Origin of the sequence: Bacillus sp. FSL K6-1145 (genome assembly GCF_038003425.1) — a bacterium.
GTDB classification, from domain to species: Bacteria; Bacillota; Bacilli; order Bacillales; family Bacillaceae; genus Bacillus; species Bacillus pumilus.
On sequence record NZ_JBBOPC010000001.1, the window covers coordinates 2,782,719 to 2,809,039 of the forward strand.

General features: G+C 40.9%; 30 protein-coding genes and 2 pseudogenes. 6 read left to right on the forward strand and 26 right to left on the reverse strand.

The window, feature by feature from the left end; translation table 11 throughout:
• Positions 1 to 72: 72 nt before the first annotated feature.
• From MHH41_RS14190 to MHH41_RS14215, 6 genes are all read right to left on the reverse strand, one after another.
• Positions 73 to 591 (reverse strand): sigma-70 family RNA polymerase sigma factor, encoded by a 519-nt coding sequence (locus MHH41_RS14190; RefSeq protein WP_137054484.1) that lies wholly within the window; start codon positions 589 to 591, stop codon positions 73 to 75.
• A 126-nt stretch (positions 592 to 717) separates the two neighbouring features.
• Entirely contained in the window at positions 718 to 924 is a 207-nt protein-coding gene (locus MHH41_RS14195) for an XtrA/YqaO family protein (protein WP_012011053.1), read from the reverse strand.
• A complete protein-coding gene (locus tag MHH41_RS14200) occupies positions 921 to 1,322 on the reverse strand; it encodes a holliday junction resolvase (RefSeq protein WP_106029240.1) in 402 nt (133 codons plus the stop codon). Before MHH41_RS14200 ends, MHH41_RS14195 begins: the two co-directional genes overlap by 4 nt.
• A gap of 50 nt (positions 1,323 to 1,372) precedes the next feature.
• Positions 1,373 to 1,615 carry a hypothetical protein gene (locus tag MHH41_RS14205; RefSeq protein ID WP_223251233.1) on the reverse strand — a complete coding sequence of 81 codons (243 nt, stop codon included), beginning with the start codon at positions 1,613 to 1,615 and terminating at the stop codon, positions 1,373 to 1,375.
• Entirely contained in the window at positions 1,593 to 1,745 is a 153-nt protein-coding gene (locus MHH41_RS14210) for a hypothetical protein (protein ID WP_310425878.1), read from the reverse strand. The genes MHH41_RS14205 and MHH41_RS14210 overlap by 23 nt, the downstream gene beginning before the upstream one ends.
• Positions 1,742 to 2,005, reverse strand: coding sequence for a helix-turn-helix transcriptional regulator (locus tag MHH41_RS14215; RefSeq protein WP_106029241.1), 264 nt, complete (start codon positions 2,003 to 2,005; stop codon positions 1,742 to 1,744). Before MHH41_RS14215 ends, MHH41_RS14210 begins: the two co-directional genes overlap by 4 nt.
• A 158-nt stretch (positions 2,006 to 2,163) precedes the next feature.
• On the opposite strand from MHH41_RS14215, the gene MHH41_RS14220 reads away from it, so the two are divergent.
• From MHH41_RS14220 to bioB, 3 genes are all read left to right on the forward strand, one after another.
• The gene (locus MHH41_RS14220) at positions 2,164 to 2,541 is read left to right on the forward strand and encodes a helix-turn-helix domain-containing protein (protein WP_050944016.1); all 378 of its coding nucleotides are present in this window, start codon (positions 2,164 to 2,166) and stop codon (positions 2,539 to 2,541) included.
• A gap of 198 nt (positions 2,542 to 2,739) precedes the next feature.
• A complete protein-coding gene (locus MHH41_RS14225) occupies positions 2,740 to 3,090 on the forward strand; it encodes a hypothetical protein (protein ID WP_003213146.1) in 351 nt (116 codons plus the stop codon).
• 162 nt (positions 3,091 to 3,252) lie between these two features.
• Complete coding sequence (gene bioB / locus MHH41_RS14230; protein WP_340866474.1) at positions 3,253 to 4,248, forward strand: biotin synthase BioB; 996 nt, start codon at positions 3,253 to 3,255, stop codon at positions 4,246 to 4,248.
• Positions 4,249 to 4,289: 41 nt separating this feature from the next.
• On the opposite strand, the gene MHH41_RS14235 is transcribed toward bioB, so the two are convergent.
• From MHH41_RS14235 to MHH41_RS14250, 4 genes are all read right to left on the reverse strand, one after another.
• Entirely contained in the window at positions 4,290 to 4,763 is a 474-nt protein-coding gene (locus MHH41_RS14235) for a hypothetical protein (RefSeq protein ID WP_003212767.1), read from the reverse strand.
• A 170-nt stretch (positions 4,764 to 4,933) separates the two neighbouring features.
• Positions 4,934 to 5,767, reverse strand: a complete 834-nt coding sequence (locus MHH41_RS14240; protein ID WP_050944681.1) for an undecaprenyl-diphosphate phosphatase — start codon at positions 5,765 to 5,767, stop codon at positions 4,934 to 4,936.
• A gap of 125 nt (positions 5,768 to 5,892) precedes the next feature.
• Positions 5,893 to 7,035 (reverse strand): AI-2E family transporter, encoded by a 1,143-nt coding sequence (locus MHH41_RS14245; RefSeq protein ID WP_050944018.1) that lies wholly within the window; start codon positions 7,033 to 7,035, stop codon positions 5,893 to 5,895.
• Positions 7,036 to 7,100: 65 nt separating this feature from the next.
• On the reverse strand, positions 7,101 to 7,493 hold the full coding sequence (locus MHH41_RS14250) for a DoxX family protein (protein WP_284907279.1): 393 nt from the start codon (positions 7,491 to 7,493) through the stop codon (positions 7,101 to 7,103).
• Positions 7,494 to 7,693: 200 nt separating this feature from the next.
• Here MHH41_RS14250 and MHH41_RS14255 point away from each other — a divergent pair, with 200 nt between their 5' ends.
• On the forward strand, positions 7,694 to 8,677 hold the full coding sequence (locus MHH41_RS14255; RefSeq protein ID WP_284907280.1) for a Gfo/Idh/MocA family protein: 984 nt from the start codon (positions 7,694 to 7,696) through the stop codon (positions 8,675 to 8,677).
• A 79-nt stretch (positions 8,678 to 8,756) separates the two neighbouring features.
• On the opposite strand, the gene MHH41_RS14260 is transcribed toward MHH41_RS14255, so the two are convergent.
• The 7 genes and pseudogenes from MHH41_RS14260 to MHH41_RS18925 all read right to left on the reverse strand — a co-directional run.
• Positions 8,757 to 9,281 (reverse strand): type 1 glutamine amidotransferase domain-containing protein, encoded by a 525-nt coding sequence (locus MHH41_RS14260; RefSeq protein ID WP_340866475.1) that lies wholly within the window; start codon positions 9,279 to 9,281, stop codon positions 8,757 to 8,759.
• 90 nt (positions 9,282 to 9,371) lie between these two features.
• A complete protein-coding gene (gene tlpB, locus MHH41_RS14265; protein ID WP_050944022.1) occupies positions 9,372 to 11,360 on the reverse strand; it encodes a methyl-accepting chemotaxis protein TlpB in 1,989 nt (662 codons plus the stop codon).
• A gap of 165 nt (positions 11,361 to 11,525) precedes the next feature.
• A complete protein-coding gene (locus MHH41_RS14270) occupies positions 11,526 to 13,502 on the reverse strand; it encodes a methyl-accepting chemotaxis protein (RefSeq protein ID WP_340866476.1) in 1,977 nt (658 codons plus the stop codon).
• A gap of 176 nt (positions 13,503 to 13,678) precedes the next feature.
• Complete coding sequence (locus tag MHH41_RS18910) at positions 13,679 to 14,629, reverse strand: methyl-accepting chemotaxis protein (protein ID WP_436232234.1); 951 nt, start codon at positions 14,627 to 14,629, stop codon at positions 13,679 to 13,681.
• Positions 14,624 to 15,670 (reverse strand): annotated as a pseudogene (locus MHH41_RS18915) (cache domain-containing protein); the annotation flags it as partial. The pseudogene MHH41_RS18915 and the gene MHH41_RS18910, both read right to left, overlap by 6 nt.
• Before the next feature lie 126 nt (positions 15,671 to 15,796).
• Positions 15,797 to 16,747, reverse strand: a complete 951-nt coding sequence (locus MHH41_RS18920) for a methyl-accepting chemotaxis protein (RefSeq protein ID WP_372706104.1) — start codon at positions 16,745 to 16,747, stop codon at positions 15,797 to 15,799.
• A pseudogene (locus MHH41_RS18925) lies at positions 16,739 to 17,788 on the reverse strand (cache domain-containing protein); the annotation flags it as partial. The gene MHH41_RS18920 and the pseudogene MHH41_RS18925, both read right to left, overlap by 9 nt.
• 156 nt (positions 17,789 to 17,944) lie before the next feature.
• Here MHH41_RS18925 and MHH41_RS14285 point away from each other — a divergent pair.
• The gene (locus tag MHH41_RS14285; protein ID WP_044140789.1) at positions 17,945 to 18,685 is read left to right on the forward strand and encodes a protein-glutamine gamma-glutamyltransferase; all 741 of its coding nucleotides are present in this window, start codon (positions 17,945 to 17,947) and stop codon (positions 18,683 to 18,685) included.
• A gap of 21 nt (positions 18,686 to 18,706) precedes the next feature.
• On the opposite strand, the gene MHH41_RS14290 is transcribed toward MHH41_RS14285, so the two are convergent.
• From MHH41_RS14290 to MHH41_RS14315, 6 genes are all read right to left on the reverse strand, one after another.
• Positions 18,707 to 18,955, reverse strand: a complete 249-nt coding sequence (locus MHH41_RS14290) for a hypothetical protein (protein ID WP_050944026.1) — start codon at positions 18,953 to 18,955, stop codon at positions 18,707 to 18,709.
• A gap of 24 nt (positions 18,956 to 18,979) precedes the next feature.
• Positions 18,980 to 20,011 carry an NAD(P)H-dependent flavin oxidoreductase gene (locus tag MHH41_RS14295; RefSeq protein WP_335353051.1) on the reverse strand — a complete coding sequence of 344 codons (1,032 nt, stop codon included), beginning with the start codon at positions 20,009 to 20,011 and terminating at the stop codon, positions 18,980 to 18,982.
• Positions 20,012 to 20,027: 16 nt separating this feature from the next.
• On the reverse strand, positions 20,028 to 20,429 hold the full coding sequence (locus tag MHH41_RS14300) for a secondary thiamine-phosphate synthase enzyme YjbQ (protein WP_212045479.1): 402 nt from the start codon (positions 20,427 to 20,429) through the stop codon (positions 20,028 to 20,030).
• 135 nt (positions 20,430 to 20,564) lie between these two features.
• On the reverse strand, positions 20,565 to 21,857 hold the full coding sequence (locus MHH41_RS14305; RefSeq protein ID WP_284907286.1) for a hemolysin family protein: 1,293 nt from the start codon (positions 21,855 to 21,857) through the stop codon (positions 20,565 to 20,567).
• Positions 21,858 to 21,905: 48 nt separating this feature from the next.
• Entirely contained in the window at positions 21,906 to 22,580 is a 675-nt protein-coding gene (locus MHH41_RS14310) for a zinc metallopeptidase (RefSeq protein WP_041816317.1), read from the reverse strand.
• A gap of 81 nt (positions 22,581 to 22,661) precedes the next feature.
• A complete protein-coding gene (locus MHH41_RS14315; RefSeq protein WP_335353050.1) occupies positions 22,662 to 22,886 on the reverse strand; it encodes a hypothetical protein in 225 nt (74 codons plus the stop codon).
• A gap of 118 nt (positions 22,887 to 23,004) precedes the next feature.
• Here MHH41_RS14315 and MHH41_RS14320 point away from each other — a divergent pair, with 118 nt between their 5' ends.
• Positions 23,005 to 23,991 carry a potassium channel family protein gene (locus tag MHH41_RS14320; protein WP_050944029.1) on the forward strand — a complete coding sequence of 329 codons (987 nt, stop codon included), beginning with the start codon at positions 23,005 to 23,007 and terminating at the stop codon, positions 23,989 to 23,991.
• On the opposite strand, the gene MHH41_RS14325 is transcribed toward MHH41_RS14320, so the two are convergent.
• The 3 genes from MHH41_RS14325 to MHH41_RS14335 all read right to left on the reverse strand — a co-directional run bounded on the left by MHH41_RS14325 (position 23,988) and on the right by MHH41_RS14335 (position 26,236).
• Entirely contained in the window at positions 23,988 to 24,389 is a 402-nt protein-coding gene (locus MHH41_RS14325; protein ID WP_003212880.1) for a YugN-like family protein, read from the reverse strand. The genes MHH41_RS14320 and MHH41_RS14325 overlap by 4 nt on opposite strands.
• A 32-nt stretch (positions 24,390 to 24,421) precedes the next feature.
• The gene (locus tag MHH41_RS14330) at positions 24,422 to 24,640 is read right to left on the reverse strand and encodes a spore germination protein (RefSeq protein WP_003213169.1); all 219 of its coding nucleotides are present in this window, start codon (positions 24,638 to 24,640) and stop codon (positions 24,422 to 24,424) included.
• 240 nt (positions 24,641 to 24,880) lie between these two features.
• Entirely contained in the window at positions 24,881 to 26,236 is a 1,356-nt protein-coding gene (locus tag MHH41_RS14335) for a glucose-6-phosphate isomerase (protein WP_012011080.1), read from the reverse strand.
• Between the last annotated feature and the right edge of the window lie 85 nt (positions 26,237 to 26,321).

Here is a 26,321-nt window from a genome sequence, read left to right on the forward strand (position 1 = left end):
TTGGTCTTTCTAACTATAGGTGGCAACTGTAAGACAAGTGTTGCTCCATTTATTTTGTAAAAGAAAAAACGCCTATTCAGCTGCTTCGAATAGGCGTTCTTGTACTTTTTTGGCCATCTTTGTCCGAGCTCTCTCCATATGTTTTTGCACAGTTCCTTTCTTCACATCCAGCATGATCGCAATCTCGCTAAACGATAATCCTTGCGTTGTGTGCATGAAAAATACGTCCTTTTCTCGGTCCGTTAAAACGGACAAGGCTTCATCAATTCGTTTCTTGTCCCGCTCACTGAATTCTTTTTCATTTTCTTGGATGATTGTATATTCATGTGATAAAGCCTCTAACACTTCTGGATTTGCTAGAATGGTGCGCTGATAGACTGAACGTCTGTCTAATCCTCTGCGTGCGCCTGGCTCTCTTCCAATTTGAAGCCATTCTACTACGTATTCGAGATCGCTCACCATACTGGCGATCATTTTTTTATCATGCTTGTCTTGAACGGACAGCTGATGTTCTTCTTTTTCTTTAAATGGTTCATATTGTTTTCTAGCATCCTTTAATGCTCGTTTGTATTCAATGAGTAAATCTTGCATATTGGCTCTCTCCCTTTTTTAAGAAAATAAAAAACGGACACCAATCAGTCCCCTTTTCATAGGGTCTTGATCAGTGTCCGCAGGCTTTCCGTCTTGGACGTATGATGTTGTGATCTGTTCAGTGATCTAGCTGATTTTAAAACCAATCTCGTGATCTACTCTTGCAAAATGACCTTTTGCCGTTTGGATAATGGTTTTTCCATGTTCAGGTACATCTATCTGATAAGCTGTTCCTACATTCCCATCTAACACGATGACTTGAATTTTTCCTGTTTCCATCTCACCGACAAATGTCTGGTTTTCTTGAATGAATAATTGTTTTGGCTCGTTCATATGCTTGTCTCCTTAATTGGTGAGGACTTCGTGCCATCACCTATCGTATTTAAAATGATTTCAATTCTTGGACGCATACTATAAAACTGGGAAACTCTTAAATCAACGATCTGTAGAGAGGCCCTATCCGCAATAGAATGAAGTGCTTCTTGAATATGATGCAGCCGCGGCTGAAAGATGCTGACGTTCACTGGGCGTATCAAACCTTTCTCTGCGTATGTACGCTTGATTTGACAATCAGCTATGTCAAGCGGCATGTCGTCAAATAAACGAATCTCGAGTGATAGTGCGTCTTTTATTTTCTGCGGGCATTGCGCTTTTGCAGCTGCTCGTATTCTTTTTATCAATGTATCTTTTGTGAACAATAACTCTGTCTCAATGATGAAATGGATGACCATGTTATGATCTCCCGTCATCCTTTTCCCACTGACGAATGTCTTGTTCGTTTTTACTCGCTTTGAGCAAGCATTTGAGGATTTCCATGATTTTCTTCCATCGTTTCATGTCGTCTTGCTTCCTCCTTTTTTGCTTCAGCGAGCTTTTCCGCCAAGAGGGTCATGTATGTTTGCTTGTCTTCTGATGTGGAAAAAACAAACACCGGTTTCTGGTGATGAAAGGTCATCCAGCCACCAGCTTGGACTAAACAGAGCTGCGCTTCCTTTCTGGCATCAAACGTCATCTGATGTTTCATCTTCTTCAAATCCCTCCAGACTCTCTTCAATCTCGACTTGATACCCATAACGTGTCATGTCATATGACCAATAGCTTTTTGGATATCCAAAGTCATTCATCTGCGCTACCAATGGATGTTCAATATTCATTTTGTTCGTCTCCCCTTTTCAAAGAAGTGCTCTTCCTTTAAAGAATTACTCATTTCGTGTAACTTTTGGTCAAAAAAAAGCTCTTGAACACCCCTATTCAGCAAATCTGCAATATGCTTTGCTATTTCTAAGCTGGGCTTCGTTCTGCCCATTTCTATATTTGCATAGCCGCTCGTATACTTATACCCTAACTTTTTCGCCATATAGGTTTGTGTTTTTCCTTGTAAAATGCGTTCTTCTCGTAAATTTTCAAGTTTCATCTTTTCACCTCTTACTCAATATGTGTAAGTTATATTCATTATGATAATGTACACAAAACGAGTAAGTCAATCATTTTTTATTCTTTTTGTGTAATTATTTATCTTTTCCGTGTAATTCATGATAAAATTTACTCATAACATGAAAAAAGGTGTTTCCAATGGATAATTTGACTGGGAAGATTTTAACTGAATTAAGAGAGAAGCATGGATGGAGCAAGTCAACGGTTGCTAAAAAACTCGGATTAAAGGCGATGTCCACTTATGCAAATTGGGAATATGGCTTGAGAAAGCCCGACGGTGAAATGATTGTGAAAATCGCCGAGTTATACGGAGTTTCAACGGACTATCTTCTCACAGGTAAGGACAAAGGCGGAACTGATGGCGACCTTGCAGACGATCCTGATTTGCAAATTGCGTTTAAGGCTGCCTCCGATTTTTCCGAAGAAGCACGAAGACAAACCATCGATTTTATTCACTACATTAAAGAAAAAGAGAAGCAAAAAGGCCGTCAGCCAAAACAGCGAGACGACGATTGAGCATCTCTTTTCATAAAGCTTTACATTGCTGGGATACGCCCAGCTTTTTTTATGCCTCTTTTTCCCCTAAAAAAGAGAAGGATCATGAATAATATGTGACATTTTTCACCATAAATACTCTTTTTTTCACATATTTTAATTGACATATAATGCTATTATTATTAATATATGTATATATCAAAAAAAGGAGTGTTACCGATGAAAAAATTAATGAAAGCTTGTACATTGTCTTTAGCTGCTTTAGGTGCTCTTACGTTCTTCCAAACTGAAGGTGCACATGCAGCTGCACAGCCAAAAGAACCAGTTATAGCAAAAGCTCCTATTATGAATAAAGTGATTACAGTGAACCGTACGCTTACTGTAGGTTCTTCAATCGCCGTCTCTCTTCCAGCAAGTCAAATTTCTGTGTCAGGCGCAACATATGCCATTCAATTAGATCAAACAGCTCCGAACTTCACTTGGATTCGTGCCGTACAACGTGGTTCTGTCACAGTTTCTTACTATAATTCACTAGGCGAGCTTGTGATTAACTATATTACTGTTCGATAAGCTATAAGGCTTTACATATAAAAAGGCGATGACTTCATGATCATCGCCTTTTTGTGTGTCTTCAAGTATTTTTGTAGACTTCATTTATCCAATGCTTGCCAACGACTATCCATTATGTTAACTTTTAATAAAAATAAGTTAACATAATGAGAGGAGCTTATGATGGGAAAACACATATCTTTGTCTTGGGAAGCGATAGCAGAAAAAGCACTGAAAAATGAACGGATCACTCTTCAAGAAGGTCTAGATCTTCTTGAAGCTGACGATAGAGAATTATTATCTATCATGCATGCAGCCTATCAAGTACGATTTCATTTTTTTCAAAATAAGGTGAAATTAAATATGATTTTTAACGCAAAAAGCGGTTATTGTCCTGAAAACTGTGGTTATTGTTCACAGTCGATCATTTCTAAAGCATCGGTTGAACGATATACAATGCTTGATCAAAAAACGATTGTGGCTGGCGCGCGTGAGGCGCTCAAGAGAAAAGCGGGGACTTATTGTATTGTCGCGAGCGGCAGAGCACCTTCTCACAGAGAATTAGATGAGGTGACAGCAGCAGTAAAAGAGATCACTGAGACCATGCCTTTGAAGGTGTGTGCATGTCTTGGGTTATTAAATGAAGACAAAGCGAAGCGGCTGAAGGAAGCAGGGGTTCATCGGTACAATCACAATATCAATACACATCAAGATCATCATACTCACATTACGACAACTCATACATATCATGACCGCTTGTCGACCCTTGAGGAGGTCAAACAGTCGGGCATGTCACCTTGCTCAGGGGTTATCATTGGAATGGGTGAAACCAACCAGCAAATTGTTGAAATGGCTTTTGCGCTCAGAGCCATTGATGCGGATTCCATTCCAGTCAACTTTCTTCATGCAATTGAGGGAACACCACTTGAGCATCAAGAACGAACACATCCGGTCAAAGCATTGAAAGTGTTGGCACTCATGAGGTTTGTCAATCCAACCAAGGAAATTCGAGTATCTGGAGGCAGAGAGTTCAATTTACGGACGCTTCAGCCGCTTGCCCTTTATGCGGCAAATTCCATTTTCGTAGGCGATTATTTAACAACAAAAGGTCAGCAAGTCCAAATGGATCATCATATCATTGAAGATTTAGGTTTTGACATAGAAGAATGTGCGTTATAAAAAAAGTCTGCCGGTGAATCGGCAGACTTTTAACAATAAGATTAGAATCTTTTATGGAAGTCGACAGTGCCGCTTCCTTCCTCACGGTCAAAGCTGCCGACAAATGTCCAGTTAATATAGCCGCCGTCACCATTATTGACGAACGTCCCATCTTCAAATACCCAAATACCAAACGTAATACCATCATATTCAACACTATCATAGTAAACCACATTGTTCAGTCCGCTAAAGTCATGGTCTTGGCTTAAGTTTTGGACAACGACGTTATAGTTTTGACCTGCTTCATAGAAGGCGCTGTACGCCGCATTTTTAACGAATCCATCACGATTTTGAGATGATTTTACTGCTTGTTCAATTTTATCGGCAATGGCTACTGGATCAATAGAGACACTTCCATCAACACCTGTTGTCGTTGCAGCTTCAGCCGTTTGACCAAAAGTCGTAAGAGATAGAGGGGCAGCAACCATTGACGTAGCGATCACAGAACTAACAAAGAATTTGCTTGTTTTTCTCATTATTTCTAACTCCTCCTTTAATTGGTATGTTTATGTACTACCCCTTCTCCAGTCTCTTAAACACTAATTTATGAAAAAACTTCTTTTTCTACCAAATAAGAGGGTGATTTTACTGTTTAAAATAGTTGAAACAACAAAAAACTACTCTTTAATAAGAGTAGTTTTCAGCATTACATGAATAGGATAAATAAAATCACACCTAGGATTATTCGATATATTGCAAAAGGCACCAGTTTGATTTTATTGATCAGTTTTAGGAAGAATCGAACAACGAAGAGAGCCACAACAAATGCACTCACAAAGCCGACGATAAAGAATGGCAGCATGTCTGTTGTTAAATATTCGGCATTTTTCACCAGTGTTAACAAGCTTGCCCCCGCCATAATCGGCATCGCCATGATAAATGTAAAGTCAGCTGCCGCACGGTGATTCAAACCAAGAATAACCCCGCCTGCGATCGTCGAACCTGAGCGAGAGAAGCCTGGCCATAATGCCAAACATTGAAACAGTCCGATATAAAGCGCCTGTTTATACGTCATGTTATCGACAGAGCTTGTTTCTGTTTTACGTTTATTGATCCAGTCAGCGACAAGCATCAGCACTGCGCCTAAAATCAAACCGACAGCAACTGTTCTCACGTCAAACAAGTATTTATCAATATAATCTTCAAATAAGAATCCTAAAATGACGGCTGGGACGAGTCCTACTGCAATTTGAGCAATGGTCAGTTTATGCCCGCTGCGCTTTTGTTCTTCAGTGATATTTTTCTTTAAGCCTAACAAGTTCAAAATTCGATCCTTGAACACAATCATGACAGCTAAAATAGAGCCTAACTGAATCACGACTTTAAATGTGTTTGCCGCCTCTGGCGTAATGATTTCCTTTGACTTTAACCAAAGATCATCGACAATGATCATGTGACCTGTAGACGAGACAGGTGCATACTCTGTTAATCCTTCGACAATTCCTAAAACCAGTGCCACGAATAAATCCCATAGATTCATGATTTTCTTTCCTTTCAATTCTGATCTTTTGAACAGGCAACCATCTATGTCCACATAAAGACAAGCTTCCTATTTCGAAAGCTCGTCTTTATGATACTATATTTTTTTCAAAAAAGATTATGACATCAAACCTTTTCTTCTTTATACAAATTGGATCGCATTTTAAACCAATCAAATAAGTGAGTCGTGATGACTTTCAGCACGGCGTACGTCGGAATAGCGACAATGATGCCGACCACGCTGAACAGTTTACCGGCTGTTAAAAGAACAAAAATGATGGTGATTGGATGGATGTGAAGATTTTTCCCCATAACCTGTGGAGAAATGAATTTCCCTTCAATCAGCTGGACAACCGTCCAAACAATGATCAATTTTAACAGCATAATTGGTGACGTGACAAGGGCAATCACAATCGCTGGTGTAATGGCAATCGTTGGACCAAGGTAAGGCACGATACTTGTACAAGCAGCAATGATGGCCAGCAGTAAGGCATAGTCTAACCCGATAATCATGTATCCAATTAAGAGAAGAAAACCGATACAGAAGCTGACAATGATCTGGCCGAGAATATAAGAGCTCAGGCGATGGTTCATTTCGTGAAGCACGATATGTGTATGTTCTCTAAACTTATTCGGAATAAATTTCAGGAAATAGTCAGGCAATTTTTTGCCGTCTTTTAATAAATAAAACAGAATGAACGGAACGGTCACGATTGAAATGATGACTTCAGTAAGCGCCCCTAGGAATGTCCCCACTCCGGTAAAGGTACTTTCCAAAATTTTCGTCGCTTGACTTGACGCTTTGCTCACCAATTCAGAAACGTTAAAATTCATCGCTTTTTGCGCTTGATTAATGAAGTTGCTTCCCGTTAGTTGTCTAATCTGATCTTCTACCGTATCAACATATTTCGGAAGGTTATGAAACAGACTCATCATTTGCGCTTGTAAAAACGGAATAATAGACACAATCGTCACTGTAATAATGCCAATAATGACAATATATAAAAGCAAAATCGAAAAGATCCGTTTGACTCTAAACTTCTCTAACAAATTGACAATTGGATTTAATAAATAATACACGACCCCCGTTAAAATAATCGGTAAGGCGATGGTTTTGACGAGTACAATGAGCGGTGTGAAAATAAAGGATGTTTTCATGAAAACAAGGATATTCAATCCAATTAATAGCAGGACGAGTAAAAAGAGAACAAACTTGTTATCAAGAAAAAATTTTCTAAATCGACTGCTCCACATTTGCATAGAATTCATATCGTTCCTCCAAACTCGGGCTATTTTATGAATAAATTGTACACTACCTGATCATGATATGGTGGTCATTGTTTCAGCTTTTTTTCCCATTTCGCAATGGACATCACCCATACAATCAGAATGGGCTGTCCTATCAGTCTTATCCATAGCAAAGACTGCTCTGTGCTTTCTTGACCTGGAAATGGAATTCCCTCTCGTGCAGCAAATAAGTTTGCAGGGAAAATGAGGACAAGATAGACAGCAATGATTTTTGCTGCTGAGATCCTGACATTTGGCAAAAGCAGCAAGACAGCCAGCAGCCATTCTAGGCATGCCGTCGCATAGACCATACCATATGGAAATGGCCAGCCTGGCATCATACGCGCAAAGCCACTCGGCTCTATCACATGAAAAATACCGGCTGCTATGAATAAAAGCGCAAAGACGTATGTACTTCCTATATGCAGGACGCGCTTCATGGTCGTTTCCTCCTCTCCCTTCTATCAGAGTATTACCCGAATGAAGGAAGAAACTACCCACTTCTCGTACATTTATATCCTTTATGTAAGACGCATCAGCCTATATAAAGGTTTCATCCGCTTTTCAATAAAAAGAATGTTCTTTCTTACAAACGCTTTCAAAGGATGTATAATCAGAGAAAGTAGAAGGAGGGAACGACATGATTCGATTTGCTGTCATCGGAACGAACTGGATTACAGATCGATTCTTACAGGCCGGTGAAGGAGTAGCTGATTTTACATGTACAGCCGTCTATTCACGGTCCGCTGAAAAAGGCCAGGCATTTGCCGAAAAATACGGTATTGATACAGTTTTTACGAACTTACATCAAATGGCGGAAAGTGATGCGTTTGATGCCGTGTATATTGCGAGTCCAAATGCCCTTCATAAAGAGCAAGCCATGTTGATGATGGAGCACCAAAAGCACGTATTATGCGAAAAACCATTTGCCTCTCACCGAAAAGAAGTAGAAGAAATGATTGCTGCAGCGAAGAAACATCAAGTGTGTTTGATGGAAGCGATGAAAACGACATTTCTGCCCAACTTCCTTCAAATCAAACAGCACCTTGATCAGCTTGGACCCATTCGGCAAGTGGTCGCTCATTACTGTAAATATTCCTCAAGATACGATGCCTACCGAAATGGCGAGATTCCAAATGCGTTTAAGCCTGAATTATCCAATGGTTCTTTAATGGATATCGGTGTGTATCTCGTCTATCCGGCGCTCTATTTATTTGGTCTGCCGAATCAAATCACCGCAAGAGGCTATAAGCTTTCTTCTGGTGTAGATGGGAGCGGCTCTGTCCTTTTACAGTATGCCGGGCATCAAGCACTCCTTTTTCATTCTAAAATTTCAACGTCTCATTTATCTGCGGAAATTCAAGGAGAGGATGCGACGATGGTGATTGATCAATTCCACCGTCCTTCGCATATCACGATCCATGATCGGCAAGGACACCATACCGACATCTCTCTCAAAGATGATCAGCCAGCCATGTATTATGAAATCTGTCATTTTATTGAGTGTATTCAGCAAGGAATGAGGCAGTCTCCGGTCAATACATTTGCCTTATCTGTTCAAACCATGTCCGTCATGGACGAGGCGAGAAAACAAATGGGCGTGAGGTTTCCTGCCGATAGATAAAATGAATGGGGCATGAAATGATGAACAAAGGGCGAACATGATGTGCAAATTCGCCCTTTTTTTATTTTGGATCAATAGTTTATGTTGCCGCTAACACATCCGCAAATGCTTTCACATAGGGAGGAAGATCCGGTGGACGTCTGCTCGAGACGAGGTGACCATCTGTGACGACTGCTTCATCAAACCAGTCTGCTCCAGCATTTGTCATATCATCTTTAATACCAGGTGTGCTCGTTACTTTTTTGCCTTGCAGGATGCCTGCTGAAATGAGCACCCAGCCAGCATGGCAAATTTGTCCGACTGGTTTCGCCTTTTCATCAAACGTACGGACAATGTCTAATACTTCTGGATAACGACGCAGTTTATCGGGCGCCCATCCGCCTGGGACGAGCACAGCATCATATTCATCCGCTTGAATGGAATAAAAATCTGCATCGGATACGGCAGGCACACCATACTTGCCGATGTACTCATGATCTGCTTTTTCTCCTACGAGATGGACGGTTGCGCCCTCCTCTCTTAAACGCAGAACCGGATACCATAGCTCTAAATCTTCAAAATCATCACTGACAAACGCAATGACCTTCTTATTTGATAAACGCATAACATCTCTCCTATTCTTTCAATTTCCTCTATTGTACGAGATGACCGCTTAAAAAGAAAAGCGGTTCCCCTTGAGGAGAACCACTTGATCTTATTCACTGATCTTGAATTTTTTAATTAAATCACGTAATTCTTCCGCCATTTGGGAAAGAGTCGTAGAGGAAGAACTAATCTCTTCCATAGAAGCAAGCTGCTCTTCAGCAGATGCAGCGATATCTTGGATGCTTGCTGAACTCTCTCGTGATACATCTGCAATTTCATTCACTGCTTTAGAAATTTGCTCAGATCCTTTTGAAAGCTCGCGTACTGTTGTATTCATTTCATTCATTCTTGTAGCGATTTCCGCTGTTTGCTGATTAATTTGTGAGAAGCTTTCTTTCGTTTGATCTGTAATGGAAAGACCATTCTTCACTTCTTCATTCACTGATTTAAACATATTTTGAGATGTTTCGATTTCAGATACAATTTCTTTCACAAGCTTTTCAATCTCTTTTGCTGAATCTGATGATTGAACTGCAAGTTTACGTACTTCCTCTGCGACAACAGAGAAGCCTCTGCCTGACTCACCTGCACGTGCTGCTTCAATAGCTGCATTGAGTGCAAGTAAATTCGTTTGATCCGCAATGCCGTTAATCACGCCTAGGATGTTTGTGATGTCTTTTGATTTATGCTCTAGCCCGTTGATCACCCCTTCAGCTTCTTTCACTGAATGGTCGATCGTCTTCATTTGGCCAACGGTTTGCTCCACAAGCTGTCCGCCTGATTCCGCGACTGTTCTTGATTGAATAGATGATGCTGCGATGACATCAGATGTTTCTGCGACCTCGTTCAGACCTTCATTCATTTGTTTTAAATGAGCCGCACTTTGCTCCACCATTTCGCTTTGATTTTCGTTGCCGTTTGAGAATGTTTCAATAGATGATGTAATATGTTCGGTTGCTTTTGTTGTTTGACCTGCGCTTGCTGTCAGTTCTTCAGATGAAGAAGCCACGTTTTCTACAGATGTTTGTACAGCTTGGATGACATCTCTTAATGATTCACTCATTTCATTAAAGCTTGTGCCTAGCTGTCCAATTTCATCTTTTGACCGGACATCAATTTTTTCTGTTAAATCTCCTTCACTGATTTTCTTTGAAGAAGAGACAAGTATAGATAGTGGTTTTGTAATGGAACGGATGATCAAGAAGATCAGAATCCCGCCAATGATGAGCGCGCCAGCTAAAATGATAGCGGCCATGTTAAAGACTGGCTGTGCAGCTTCTTCTACTTCTGTCACAAACATCGTACCGACAATTTTCCAGCCAGTCGCTTTGTTTGTGGTGAATTCCATTTGCTTTTCTTTTCCTTCAAACATATAACTCATAGAACCTTCATCTTGTGAATAAAGCTTTTCTAGCCATTCACCAGATAATTTTGTTCCCGCTTTTTTCGTAGGATGGGCAACAAAGGTACGATCCGGACTTCCGATAAAGGCATAACCCTGTTTCCCAATGTTTATGCTATTTGATTCTTTTACTAGATTCGCAATGTCTAGGTTCATTGCAATGACTCCTGATCCGTCTTCTAACTTTTTAGAGATGGTGACCACAAGCGTACCTGTGGAAGCTGTTGGATACGGTGCTGAAACAGACAGCTCTCCGTTTTTCTCCCAGCCGTCTTTATACCAATCCCGCTCCGTTGCGACATAGTCAGCAGGCATTTTTTTATTAGGATATCTTGAAAACACTTTGCCATCACTTGAAGCGACAAAAATGCCTTCTGTGTCATCATTCATACTCATGAACTGCTCAAACCGTCCTTGAATATCTGTCGTGCCTTTTTGCTTAAGCTTTTTCTCCGTGATCCATTTGCTAAAGAAATCGGCTGCGTCTGTTTTCACTTTCACAACCTTCGTAATATTTTTATCTAGCTGCTCGACGTTCTCCTTTGCACTTTGCATGATTTGATCATTCAAAGAAGTACTCGCCGTATGATATGAAGAGAATGCCAACACAATGATTGGGCATAAGAGAATAAATAAGAAAGAGAATACGAGCTTTTTTGAAATAGATGGCTTCCTGAAATACTGTATGAATTTCATAAAAAAGAAAACTCCTTTTAGTAAGATAGTATATATATCGGAAGTACTACTATGTTCTTTACTTTTTTAACTTATTAAAGTCTAAATAAGACCAAAATACCCAAATTATATGTATTGAATGGAAAAAACACCTGACGCCAAAACGTCAGGTGCTTCCCTATATTCTTATATTTTAAATTGTTTAATGAGCTCTCTTAGCTCTTCTGCCATCTGAGATAACGTAGCAGAGGAGGAACTGATCTCTTCCATAGATGCCAGCTGTTCTTCTGCGGATGCTGCGATATCTTGGAAGCCTGCGGAGCTTTCTCGTGAAAGCTCTTTAATTTGATTCACCGCATGTGAAATATCATTTGAGCCATGCGAGAGTTCTTTAGCCGTTCCGTTCATTTGTTTCATTTGTTCTGTCATTTCTGATGTTTTATCGGTAATTTTCTCAAAGCTGATTTTCGTTTCATCTGTAATGTCTAATCCAGATTGTACTTCACCTGCTACTTGTTTAAACATGTTCTGTGATTTTTTAATTTCCTCTACAATCTCGTTCGTCAAGCTTTCAATTTCCTTTGAAGAGCTTCCGGATTGCTCTGCCAGCTTACGAACTTCTTCTGCAACAACAGAGAAACCTCTGCCTGCTTCTCCTGCCCGAGCGGCTTCTATCGCAGCATTTAAAGCTAGGAGATTGGTCTGGTCGGCAATGCCGTTAATGACACCCAGAATGTTCGTAATATCTTTTGATTTCTGCTCTAAGCCTTGAATCACAAGCTCTGCTTCTTTCACTGCCTGCTCGATGGTTTGCATTTGCCCTGCTGTTTTTTGAACAAGTTCTCCACCGGCCTGAGCCGTTTTGCTTGAATCAATCGACGATTCCATCATATGAGAGGTCGTATCGACCATATGGGATAAGCTGCGATCCATTTCGTTCAACTGGACTGAGCTTTTTTCGATCATATCATTTTGATGTTCATTGCTGTTTGAGAACTGTTCAATAGATGATGTGATATGCTCAGTCGCTTGAGCGGTCTGTCCCGCACTTGCTGTTAATTCTTCAGAAGAGGAGGCCACATTTTCGATGGAATTTTGAACAGCTTGAATGACTTGTTTCAGCTTAGCTGACATCTCGTTAAAGCTCTGCGCAAGCTTGCCGATTTCATCGTGCGTACGAACTTCAATGTGCTGGGTCAGATCACCCTGACTGATTTTCTCAGCCGATTCAGAGAGTTCTATCAGTGGCTTTCGGATTGATTTAATAATAAAATAAATCGCGATTCCGCCTATGGCAATCGCAACTGCCAGTATGATCATTGTTAAGTCGAGTACTGGCTGTGCAGCTTCTTGGACTTCGTCCACATACATGGTTCCAGCAAGCTTCCAGCCTGTTGCTTCATTTGTGTCAAAGAACATTTGCTTCGGCTGTCCTTTGTATTCATATTTGAAACTGCCTTGTTTTTTAGCATACAATTTCGTGATGAAATCACCTGTCAATTTCGCCCCAGGCTTGTCTGTTTTATGGGCAATATAATGCTGATCTGAAGTCGCGACAAACGCATAGCCTTCTTTGCCTATTTTGATGCTGTTTGTATCTTTCACGATCGTGTTCAAGCGCACATTGATTCCAATCACACCAGAACCATCTGCTAGCTGTTCTGATATTCTGATGAGCAGGTCATCTGATGACTTGTCGGCAAAAGGATCTGAAATGATGAGTTTCTCATCTCTCATCGATTGTTGAAACCACGGTTCGTTTTTTGCACTCGCTTCACTACCTTTATGAATCTCGGAATATTCGGTTAGTTTACCATTTTGATCTGCAATGAATACTTCCACAACATCTTCGTCTGTTTCCGATAATTGCTTTAATTTCACCTTGAGTAAATCCTTATTTTTAGAAGTCAATTCACTCTTTTTCACCGATTTCGATAAATAAGAAACGATATCAATTTTAGGCTGTACATCTTTATTAATGAGTTCGTTTAATTGCTGAACACCATTTGCAGCACTAGACATAATCTCATTATTGAGAGACTTTGATGCCACTTCATAAGAAAATGCTGCCAATACGAGAATTGGCACTAGGAGAATCGCTAAGAATGCAGTAATTAATTTCTTGGACATTGTAAAATGCTTAAAAAAGTTGATTTTTTTCATGATTCTACTCCTTTTGAATTATGATTTGTGGTATTTCACTTCTATTCTTAGGTAATATGAATTATTTTTCAAGGGGTAATGTTCGAAATCTAATTAAAATGAGTAAATTTACCTATTTCTTTTGATTTATTCAATTGAAAAAGAGCCCTTTAGCTGAAGGGCTCTTTTCATTTTGTCTATTCGACTTTAAATTTGCTGATCAAATCACGCAATTCTTCTGCCATTGATGAAAGCGTAGCAGAGGAGGAGCTGATTTCTTCCATAGATGCGAGCTGTTCTTCCGCTGAAGCCGCAATGTCTTGAATGTTTGCGGAGCTTTCACGTGAGACGTCTGCAATCTCACGGACAGCCTCTGACACATGTGCAGAGCCATTTGAAAGCTGGATAACCGTTTGATTCATCGTTTGCAGCTGGTCAGAAATTTCTTTTGTCATTTCGAAAATATTGTGGAAGCTGACTCTTGTTTGTTCAGTGAAGCTTAGGCCTGATTGAACTTCTCGATTCACTGCAGTGAATACTTCCTGTGATACATCGATGTCTTGAACGATTTCTTTAATCAAATTCTCGATTTCTTTCGCCGAATTGGCTGATTGAACAGCCAGTTTTCTTACTTCTTCTGCTACAACGGAGAAGCCTCTGCCAGATTCCCCAGCTCTTGCTGCCTCAATTGCTGCATTTAGCGCAAGTAGATTCGTTTGGTCGGCGATACCATTGATGACACCTAGAATTTGTGTAATGTCTTTTGATTTACTTTCAAGAGCGCTGATGACATTCTCTGCTTTTTTCACGGACTGATCAATGACATTCATTTGAGAAGCGGTTTTTTCGACAAGCTGTCCGCCTTCCCCTGCGATATCTGTTGATTTGATCGATGAAGCAGTAATGGATTCAGCCGACTCATTCATGTGCTGAAGGCCACGGTTCATTTCATCTAACTCTTCTGAGCTGGATTCGACTTTGTCATTTTGACTTTCATTTCCATTGGAAAATTGTTCAATGGCTAGTGTAATATGCTCTGTTGCTTTACTTGTTTGCCCTGCGCTGGCGGTCAGTTCTTCTGATGAAGAAGCGACATTTTCGACTGAGGTTTGGACGGCACCAATGAGGGTTCTTAATGAGTCAATCATTGTATTAAAGCCTTTCCCAACTTGGCCAATTTCGTCATCTGATTGGATCTGAAGCTTATCGCGCAAATCACCTTCGCTGACTTTTTTCGAGAAGCGGGCAAGGTTGGATAATCTTTTAGATATAGAGCGGACGATAAAGAAGATGAGGGTACCTGCTACGATAAGTGTCACACTGAACACAATAAGGGCTGTATTGAAAACGGGCTTTGCTGCATCTTCTACTTCTGATACGAGCATCGTTCCACCGATTTTCCAGCCGGTTAATTCGTTGGTCACATACGCAACCTTTTTATCTATTCCTTTGAGTGTGTAGCTGCCGTTTCCTTCTTTGTTTTGATAAATAATATTTGCTAGATTCTCATTGACCTGACTTCCTGGCTTTTGGGTCGGATCTGCTAAAACTGTTTTATCTTTCTCCATGATGAAGGCATAGCCTTTTTGCCCAATTTTGATTTCTTTTAACTTTTGAATCAGGGTGTCAATTTCCATATCAAGTCCAATAACACCTGACCCATCTTTCATTTTTTGAGTAATCGTGATGACCATTTTGCCTGTGGAGGCTGCTACGTATGGTTTTGTGATGACTTGTTTACCGTTCTCTGCATTGAGCGCTTCTTGATACCATGGACGCTCTCTTGGATCGTAGCCATCAGGCATCTTTTGAACTGGATATTGCATAAACAATCCCTTTTCGGAGCCTGCATAGATAGCAGAAACATCTTTTTCATTAATTTTTCCAAATTGCTGCAATTCTTTGATGGTCGCATTTCTATTTTTTTCTTGAAGATTAGACGCTTTGAGTGAGTCTGTAAACAGAGCCACAGCATCTGCTTTGTTTCCTATATTCTCATTGATTAAAGTATCAAATGCATTGACTTGACTCATCGCACTGCCCATAATCTGTTTGTCTAGCTCTGTCTTTGATGTAAAAAACGCACTAATTGTCAGTGCAGTGGTTGGCAGGATAAGGACTACCAAAAAGGCAATAATTAATTTTTTTGAAATGGATGGTTTTTTTAACCATTGAATCATTTTCCCCATTTTCTCTTTCCCCCTTTACTTCTCTAAAGTTATTATCGGATGAAAGGTTTATTTTTACAGGCTGAAAACGATGTTTAAAATATAAAAAAAATACCCAGACAATTCTGGGTATTTTTTCATCATTATTTAATCAATTTTAAATTGACTTGTGAGCTCTTTTAGTTCCTCTGCCATGTTAGAAAGTGTCACTGAAGAAGATGATATTTCTTCCATAGAGGCCAGTTGCTCTTCAGCAGAAGCCGCAATGTCCTGAATGTTTGCAGCACTTTCTCTAGAGACTTGACGCATCTCCTGCATAGCTTGTGAAACTAGCTTCGAACCGCTCGATAGATCAATGGCTGTATCGTTTAATTGCGTCAGTTTTTTCGACATTCCTTCTGCCGCCTCATAAATGTTCTGGAAGCTTTCTTTTGCTTCTTCTGTCATACCAAGTCCTGCATGTACTTCTCGATTGACCGTTTTGAACATATCTTGAGATTTAGCAATTTCTAACACAATTTCTTGAATGAGCTTTTCTATTTCTTTCGCTGAGTCTGCCGATTGGACAGCTAATTTTCTCACTTCTTCTGCCACGACAGAGAAGCCGCGTCCTGATTCGCCTGCTCTTGCTGCTTCGATGGCTGCATTTAACGCAAGAAGATTCGTTTGATCTGCAATGCCGTTAATGACATTTAAAATGCTCGTAATATCTTTAGACTTATATTCTAATTGCTTCATGACTTGTTCTGCTTCTTGTACAGATGTATCAATATGTTTCATTTGGCTCGCTGTGCTTTCAACTATTCGGCCGCCTTGACCAGCTGCCTCTGTCGATTGAAGTGAGACAGTAGCCACTTCTGATGACGTTTGTGACATGCCTTGTAATCCTTCATTCATTGCCACAAGCTGATTCGTACTAGATTCGACTTTCTCGTTTTGTGCTTCATTTCCATTTGAAAATTGTTCAATCGACATCGTGATATGTTCAGTTGCTTGACTTGTTTGGCTGGCACTTGCCGTCAGCTCCTCGGAAGCGGAAGCCACATTGTCGACAGATTGCTGTACCGCTCGAATGACGTCACGAAGGGATTCACTCATTTTGCTAAAGCTTCTTGTGAGATCTCCAATTTCATCCTTCGATTTGGTTTCAAGGGTTTCGGTTAAATCACCATCACTCACCTTTTCTGAGAAATCAACAAGCTTTCGAAGTCCAATTGTGATGGAGCGAACGATAAAGAAGATCGCAATACCGCCAAGGATAAAAGAAGAAATTAAAAGAATAATGGCAGAATTCCAAACTGGCTGTGCTGCTTCTTCTGTTTCTGATACAAACATCGTTCCAGCAATTTTCCAACCTGTTAAATCATTTGTCACAAAAACGAGACGCTTTTGTTCTCCTTTATTCTCATAAGTTGATGTTCCTTCTTTTCCGCTGTAAAGGATAGATGAAATATTTTCAGTAACCTTAGATCCTGATTTTTCTTCTAGATGGGCCACAATTTGCTTGTTTTTATTCGCAATAATTGGGTATCCTTCTCGTCCAATTTTAATCTCTTTTATTTTATCGACAATGTCTTGCACATCAATGTCGATTCCGATCACTCCCGCCCCGTCCTTCAGGCGCTGGGCAATCGTGACAACCATGCCGTTTGTTGTGGCAGAAATGTATGGATTGGTGACAACTGGATTACCACTATCATCCTGCATAGCTAGTTGGTACCAATCGCGCGTTGTTGGATCATAGCCTTTTGGCATATCTACTTTAGGAAACTGAATGAAGTCACGCTTTTTACTTGCTGCATAAAACCCAACCACATCATCTTCATTGATTTTGCTGTATATCTCAAAATGCTCATACAGCTTGTCCTGGTTGTTCTTTTTAAAGTCTGCAGCAGTAGCTGTTTCAGTAAAGAGTTTTACTGCGTTTTCCTTATTCATCAGCTTTTGCTGGATCATGTCATTCAGTTCATTGACTCTTGCTTTTGCTCCGTACATGATTTCATGATCTAATTCTTCTTTGGCAATCTGATATGAAATCGTACTGAGTGTAATAATTGGCAAGACAAGAACGAGAGTGAATGAAATAATCAGTCTCTTAGAAATCGATGGTTTTTTCAACCATTTTATTGCATTTTTCATGTTTTTCCTCCTTTTAAACGATATGTTATATATCGGACAGCTTCATATTATTTTCATGTTTTTCAAATAAAAAGGATGCTTTTTTGTTTATTTACACAAATTGATTCCTTGCCCAAGCACCCTGCATACGCTAATACAAAAGGGGGCGCTTTTCATATGATTATCCTTTCAGGACAGCCAGTGACAAATGAGCAGCTGGCTTCATTTCAGCTAGAGGGACAAAAGCGGATCATTTTGATGCAGTTACAAGCCTCAAATGATACGTTCCGCTACAGGCAAGCATCTGATTTGTTATTTGAGGTTACATTGAGATCGAACATTATGAATGCTGCAAGAGATTTGCATAAAAGTGGTGCCTCATTTGCCATCTTTCAAAGGTCTCGTGCAAATGACGCCTTTTGGCGCGTATCTGAAGCAGGAGCACTAGAGCTGCGCTATCAAGTCGAACCATCTAGAGGCATTAAAGACATTTTTGAAAATGGCTCACAATATGCATTTGAATGTGCCACCGCCATTGTCATCGTGTTTTATATGGGCGTCTTGCAAACGGTAGGGGACGAGAAGTTTAACCGAAGGCTTCGCAGTCTAACTCTGTATGACTGGCATTATGATACATTGTCGATTTATACAGAGCGCGGGAATGACTTTATCTATGGGGATTGCTTATATTTCGAGAATCCAGAATTTAGCTATCAGCAGTCACAGTGGCGCGGGGAAAATGTGATTTACTTAGGAGAAGATCAATATTACGGACATGGACTTGGGATTTTAACAGCGGCAGAAATTATCGACAAATTGAATAAGAGAAGGCGGCCAGGTGCTGTTCAATCTGCTTATCTATTGCCGCAGACCACCCGGATGGATGTGATTTATCTCAGGCAAATGTTCGGCAGCTAAAAAAAGCCTCTTGTCTAGTGGTTATGACAAGGGGCTTTTATATGCCTTGCGCTTTCGATAATCTTGCAGCGTGCCAAGCATCGTGTTCGCAAGGAGCTCCATTTTTTCTAAGTCTTTTCTTGTGACCGGCGGATCGTGCCGGCTCCATTTTACATAACGAACAAAATAGTAATGACGAATGGGCGTAAGGACGGCAGGAGAGTGCGGAAATTCATCAAACCAAAATTCAATTTGTCCTTTTTTTCGGTATGAATGTTTTAAGATGTCCACCCTTTCACACCCCCCAACATGATTTTATATGTGCGTCAGTTCATGCATGATCTCCTCAACGGTTAAAATCGAGTGAATACGGCCAACGCCCTGTCCTGCCCAAAGAGCCATTTGATCAGGGTTTCCCGCCGCCGCAGCTGCTTTTCGCATCGGTGTCGTCCATACATGCTGAACCGGATAAGGAAGAACCCTATCTTCATTCTGTCTTTCTTCCTCCATCCACTGATTCACAATACCTCTTGCTCTTTTTCCAGAAAAAAGCTTCGTGATCTTTGTTTCACTGCTTGCTGCCTGTAAAATCGCCTTTTTGTATATGTCTGCCGCAGCACTTTCCTGACTGGCTAAAAATCGTGTGCCGATTTGCACCGCATCCGCTCCAAGTGCTAGAGCGGCTTCCACACCTGCTCGATCTGTAATCCCGCCTGCGGCGATCAATGGCACATGACAAAGCGGCTTGACGTCAGAGATCAGGCTAAAGAGTCCCATCAGGGCATCTCCTTTTGCAGGTAAAAAGGTACCTCGGTGACCCCCTGCTTCACTTCCTTGCAGAACAATGGCATCCATCCCTTTTTCCTCTAAAAGCAGTGCTTCCTCTTTTGTTGTGGCGGTTCCAATTAAAAAGATCCCCTTTTGTTTAAAGCGATGTATCGTTTGTTCGTTTGGACAAGCGAAGGTAAAGGAAACGACCGGTACGTCCTCATCCAAAAGAATGTTGATTTTCTGTTCAAAATCATTCCACAATTCCTCTTCGCTCGGCAGTCTATCGGCTACTGGTCGTGCTGGCAGTCTCTTCTCCCAAAATGCCACATCCTCTTTTTTGACTTCAGGAATTGGCTCTGGTACAAATACATTGACCTGAAACAGGCGAGTTGTCAGTTGTTTGACCTGTCTGATCTGCTGCCTCAAATGGTCAGGCTGCACATATCCACTTGCCAAACTGCCAAGTCCTCCGCATTGCGAAACAGCGGCTGCCAGCTGAGGTGTCACGGCACCTCCTGCCATTGGCGCTTGAATAATCCCATATTTGATTTGCAGTAATTTCGTGATATCCCCCATTTATTTCCCCCATTTCTTACTCGTTTGATGATACCTGTATATAAAAATGGCGATGTCTCGGCCCGTCAAACTCACAGAAATAAATTCCCTGCCATGTGCCAAGGACAGGATCACCATGATTAATGAGAATATGCTGCGTAGCACCCATAAAGCTCGCTTTCATATGTGCGGCTGTATTTCCTTCCATATGGCGGTCCTTCGGATGTTCCCACGGAAAGACTTCGTCAAGCCGGCGGAGCATATCTCGTTTCACATCTGGGTCCGCATTTTCATTAATGGTCATCCCTGCTGTCGTATGAGGACAGTAGACAATGACGGTTCCGTTTTGAATACCTGTTTCCTTGATATATTGATGGACCTCATTCGTCACGTCGATCATCTCATCGCGTCTATTTGTTTGTACATTAATTTTTTTCATATGAGCGGCTCCTTTTTGTCATTTCTATCAAACCATACCCTTTTTATGTGAAGTCAATCACTGTTTATCGGTAGAAGGCATTATCTCACCTAAAGTTTACCAAGTAAAAAAACCTCGTCAAGTGTTACGAGGTTTTTAGGAAAAGTGGACCTTTTTGATGTCAATGGTCCGAATATGATGGTCTTCTGCATCTATGATGGTAAATTCACAGCCTTCTGCTTCAATCGTATCTCCAATCTCAATATCAAATTTATGTGTCATCATCCAGCCAGCAATTGTATCAACATCATCATTCTCAATGGCTAAATCCAATAAATCATTTACTTCATCAATCAAGGCTTTCCCATCCATTACATAGTGGAAGTCACCTTTTTTGACGATATGAGGTGTTTCATCCTGATCATATTCATCTCGAATTTCGCCCACGATTTCCTCTAATATGTCCTCTACTGTGACAAGTCCGGCTGTTCCTCCATATTCGTCTACGAGCACTGACATATGAATTCGTTCCTTTTGCATCAAAATGAGCAATTCTTGAACAGGCGTACTTTCAATCACTCGTATCACAGGACGCATTAAGTCTTCAATCGTCACATCTTGATTCAGGAAACTCGCCTTAAACACATCTTTGCTATTGATGACACCAATCACATGATCTTTGTCTTCTTTAATGACGGGGTAGCGTGTGTATCTTTCGTTCAGCATATAATGTGTCACGTCTTCAAGCGTCTGTTCAATCTCTATGGCTGAAATTTCTGTACGAGGAATCATGATCTCTCTCGCCACTCGGTTATCAAATTCAAAAATTTTATTCACATATTTGTACTCAGACTGGTTAATCTCACCCTTTTCATAGCTTTCAGATAAAATGAGACGCAATTCTTCCTCACTGATCGCCACTTCATGTTCTTTGACAGAATGAAAACCGAATAATTTCACAATGCCTCGCGCAGATCCATTTAATGCTTTAATAAACGGGTACATGACTCTATAGAAAAAGATGAGTGGCTTTGCTGTCACAAGGCTGACCGCCTCTGCCTTTTGAATGGCAATCGTTTTAGGCGCCAGTTCTCCCACAACGACATGTAAAAACGTAATGATCACAAATGCGATGATAAACGATAGGATGTCGGTTAATGCGGAATGAAGCCCCAACTCCTCAAACAGTGGATGCAGAAAATGCTCCACCGTCGGCTCGCCCAGCCACCCTAAGCCTAAAGCGGTAATGGTAATACCGAGTTGACAGGCGGATAAATATTCATCGAGATTTGATATGAGCTTTTGTACGTGAATGGCTCTCTTATCACCGCTTTCAATCAGCTGATTGATTTTAGAGCCTCTAATTTTCACAATCGCAAATTCAGTGACAACAAAAAACGCTGTCGCAGCAATGAGTAATATGACTAAAAATACGTTTAAAATATACAAAAAAACCCTTACCTAACAACGGTAAGGGCTCACCTCCTCTGGCATCAATTAATCATTACGGCCATTTAGGAAGATCATTACAAAACGGAGCAATTCAAACAAGGAGACAAGGGCTGCTGCGACGTACGTAAGAGCGGCAGCATTTAACACCTTGTTCACGCCTCTTTCTTCACTGCTTCTAATGATTCCTTCTGAAACAATGATATCTTTCGCACGAGAACTTGCATTAAACTCGACAGGCAATGTCACAAGCTGAAAGAACACAGCCGCTGAGAACAAAATGATCCCAAGCCCGATTAAGTTAAGGCTGCCAAGTAAGATTCCACCAAGGAAAAGAAGCGGGGCAACGCCAGATGCAAAGTTCACGACAGGAAAAATCTTATGTCTCAAGACAAGCGCACCATAGGATTCCTGATGCTGCAAGGCATGTCCAACCTCGTGTGATGCGACTGAAATGGCCGAAATGGAATGGCCGTAGTACACAGGTTCAGATAAGCGAACCACACGCTGCGTCGGGTCGTAATGATCAGTCAAAGTTCCTCTTACCGGTTCAACAGGCACGTCGTATAACCCGTTGCGATCTAAAATATGTCGAGCGGTTTCCGCACCTGTTTTCATACTGGATGCTTCAACCTTTGAATACTTTTCAAAATTATTCTTTACTTTAAATTGTGCCCAAAATGATAATCCCAATGCGGCAAAAGTTAAAAAATAAAAAAACAGCATGCTCATCAGCTTCCTTTTTATTTTATATATTTATTTACAATTTTAATGACTTTTATGTAACGTGTACAGAAAAAAGCACTAGGTCTTTTTAAGGGGGATCACCACGCCAATGAAAAAGAAGAACACACCTAAGCATGCTGTATAAAAGGTCACCGTTCCGTATAGGTCTTGAAAAAAGTGCAGCCATGAAAAATCATTCATAAAATGATTGACAGCATTTAAATCAAACACAAGTAAGATCACAGCTGATGATAAAAAGTGAGCGCCGATAAAAAGAAGTACGGTCTTTTGAACGAACGACATTCGCATTCCCTCCTTCTTCTCTCTTATTTTAAGATATGGGATCTACATGACGAAGATGAAAAAATGTTTCCTCAATCGGGCATACTGACATTAGCAGTCTCCTGAAAGGAAGAGTCCAATGAAATCAAACCGTATCTTTATTGCTTGGCTAAGGTGGCCTCTCTATCTTCGAATTGCCATCATCATCTGTTTCTTGCTTCTTTTTTTTGGACAATTAATCGTCTTGCTTGAACCGAAGCAGTATCATACGATCTTTGATGGGATCTGGTGGGCTCTCATTACAGTCGCGACGGTCGGCTATGGTGATTTTGTGCCGCAAACCATTCCCGGACAAATCGCAGGTATGGCGCTGATTCTGATCGGGGCAAGCTTTGTCACGGCTTATTTTGCCACACTCGCTGCCGCTGTGTTCAGCAAGCAGCACCATTATGTAGAAGGGAAGGTCGCGTTTAAAGGAAAAGGACATCTCATTATCGTCGGTTGGAATGAAAAAACGAACAAATTGCTTCAGTCATTTCAAACGATTGATCCAGCTATGCCGATTGTGCTAATTGATGATTCCTTGAAGGAAGGGCCGCTTCTAGAGAATGTTCATTTTATTAAAGGGCATGGCACCGAAGATGGCACACTTCGCAAAGCCAATATTTCAGGTGCAGATGCACTGATGATTACCGCAGATCAGCACGAGAATGAAGTGACAGCTGATATGCAGAGTGTTTTAACATTACTTGCAGCAAAAGGATTAAACCCTTCACTCTACTGTTTAATTGAAATTTTAACAGATCGTTACGTGAAAAATGCCGAGCGGGCTGGCGCCAATCAAGTCATTCATACCTCTGATGCAGTCAATCATTTAATGGTCGAGCATTTTCTTTTAAAGGAACAGTTCAAAGCGTTAAAGAAAAAACGTCATATGACCTTGCATAAACAGATCACCATCATACCGGTTCCAGCTTCGTTAGCCGGAGAAACATTCTTAACAGCGCTCCATCATTTTTTAGAGCATCATGTGATCATTGTCGGTGTACAAAAAAAAGAAGGACCCATGATGAATCCTCCCTTTGATTATGAGCTTCATCCTGAGGATGAACTGATCAGCCTTTAAAGCAGTGCGTCTTCTAATTCCTTGACGAGCGAAAAGCCAATCTCAGTATAAGCTTTTGATACATCTCCATCTTTCTCTTTTGGTTCTTGGAATTGATTAAAGGATGCTCCCACATTTCCAACCATCGCATGATCATCTAACTTATCTTGATAGACATGCTTTAAGAGAAATGGATCTCCCAGTTTCACCACAACGCCTGGCTGATCCAGCTGGCCCTTTTCGGCTGTAAAAGGAACTCTGAGAAAGGTATAGCCATCACGATTATCAATTTTATAATCAAAGTATCCGTGATCGTAATCCCAGTTACCATTAATGACATAGCCGAGCGGCTTCATCGTCTCTTCTAAATGGTAAAGTGAAAAGCTTTCACCAGTCAGCCTGGATGGTACATGAATCATACGAAACCCTCCTTTTTGTCTAATAGGTTTCGTTAAAGAGAGGAATTCATACATCTATCTCTCGTGATTTGTACATTGTTTGAAAAAGTGGCATCAAATAAGCTTTGATTGGATGATTGATTCGTCTCGTTCGCACTGCCGGACCCTGATGTTTCCTTCGTAGCACTCATAGGACAAATGCGTCCGACATTGCCAAAGTTGACGATTGCCTGGCCAGAAATATCGTGAATGTAAATATGATTCGTTCTCATGTTTCACCCTCCTCTACTCATTATTCTATGTACAGAGCGAAAGGAGGCTTGCACAGGAACCGTGCGAAAATAAAAAAGGCACACCCTTCAAAGGTGTGCTCAGCGTGTAGACAAACCCTTGCATTCGTTGTCAGGTCTGCGCGCTTGGTGCTCACGAATGTTAAATTCGCTCCGCGCCAGTGCTCGCCCTTCCTAGACTTCAAAGGTTTTCTATCACGCTGAAAGGTGTGCTTTTCATTCTTACGATTGTTTCAGTCGGCTTTCAAGCTCGGCTTTTTTCTCTTCGAAGCCTGGTTTTCCTAATAAAGCAAACATATTCACTTTATAAGCTTCTACGCCAGGCTGGTCGAATGGATTAACGCCTAGTAGATATCCAGACATCGCGCATGCTTTCTCAAAGAAGTAAACGAGATATCCGAATGTATAAGCATCCATCTCAGGAATTGTGACGATCAGATTCGGTACTTTTCCATCTGTATGAGCAAGCATCGTTCCTTCAAATGCTTTTTTATTAACGAAATCAACCGTTTTTCCTGCTAGATAGTTCAAGCCATCAAGGTCTTGTTCTTCTGCTTCGATGACAAGCTCATGACGAGGCTTGTCTACATTAACGATTGTTTCAAACAAGTCTCTTCTTCCTTCTTGAACATATTGACCAAGTGAATGAAGATCTGTTGAGAAGTTCGCAGATGAAGGATAGATTCCTTTTTCATCTTTCCCTTCACTTTCACCGAATAATTGTTTCCACCATTCTGCAAAGTATTGCAGTCCTGGCTCATAGTTAATCAGCATTTCAATCGTTCTGCCTTTATTGTAAAGGACATTACGGACGACAGCATATTGGTATGCCGCATTCTCAGAAAGCTCAGATGAAGCGAAGTCTTCGCTTGCTTTTGCCGCACCTTCCATCATCTGATCAATGTCTGCACCGCTCACAGCGATTGGCAATAGACCCACTGCTGTTAAGACTGAATAACGTCCACCTACATCATCAGGGATGATAAATGATTCGTAGCCTTCTTCTGTTGCTAATGTTTTCAATGCACCGCGTGCCTTATCAGTTGTTGCATAAATACGTTTTTTCGCTTCTTCGGCACCGTATTTTTCAATGAGGAGCTTTTTAAAGATGCGGAACGCAATCGCTGGCTCTGTTGTTGTACCAGATTTTGAAATGACGTTAATAGAGAAATCTGCGTCTTCCAATAGATCCATCACATCTGTTAAATAAGAAGAACTGATGTTGTTTCCAATAAAGATGATTTGCGGCGTCTTGCGTTTGCCTTTTGGCAGCGTGTTATAGAAAGAGTGGTTCAAAAATTCAATCGCCGCACGTGCGCCGAGATACGAACCGCCGATTCCGACAACAAGCAAGACATCAGAGTCTGACTTAATTTTATCTGCACTTTTTTTAATGCGGGCAAATTCTTCGCGATCATATTGCTTCGGCAAGTCAACCCAGCCTAAATAATCACTGCCTGTACCCGTTTGTTCATGAATATTATGATGGGCCACCTTCACAAAATCTTTTAAATATGTAAGCTCATGCTCTTGAAAGAAAGGTAACGCTTTTGAGTAGTCAAATTGAATATGTGTCATCGCTTGTAAGCCCTCCATTACGTTAGTTCTGTCCCTTTCACTTTAGCGGAACTAGCTATTGAAATCAAGTGATCGTCACTCCGAT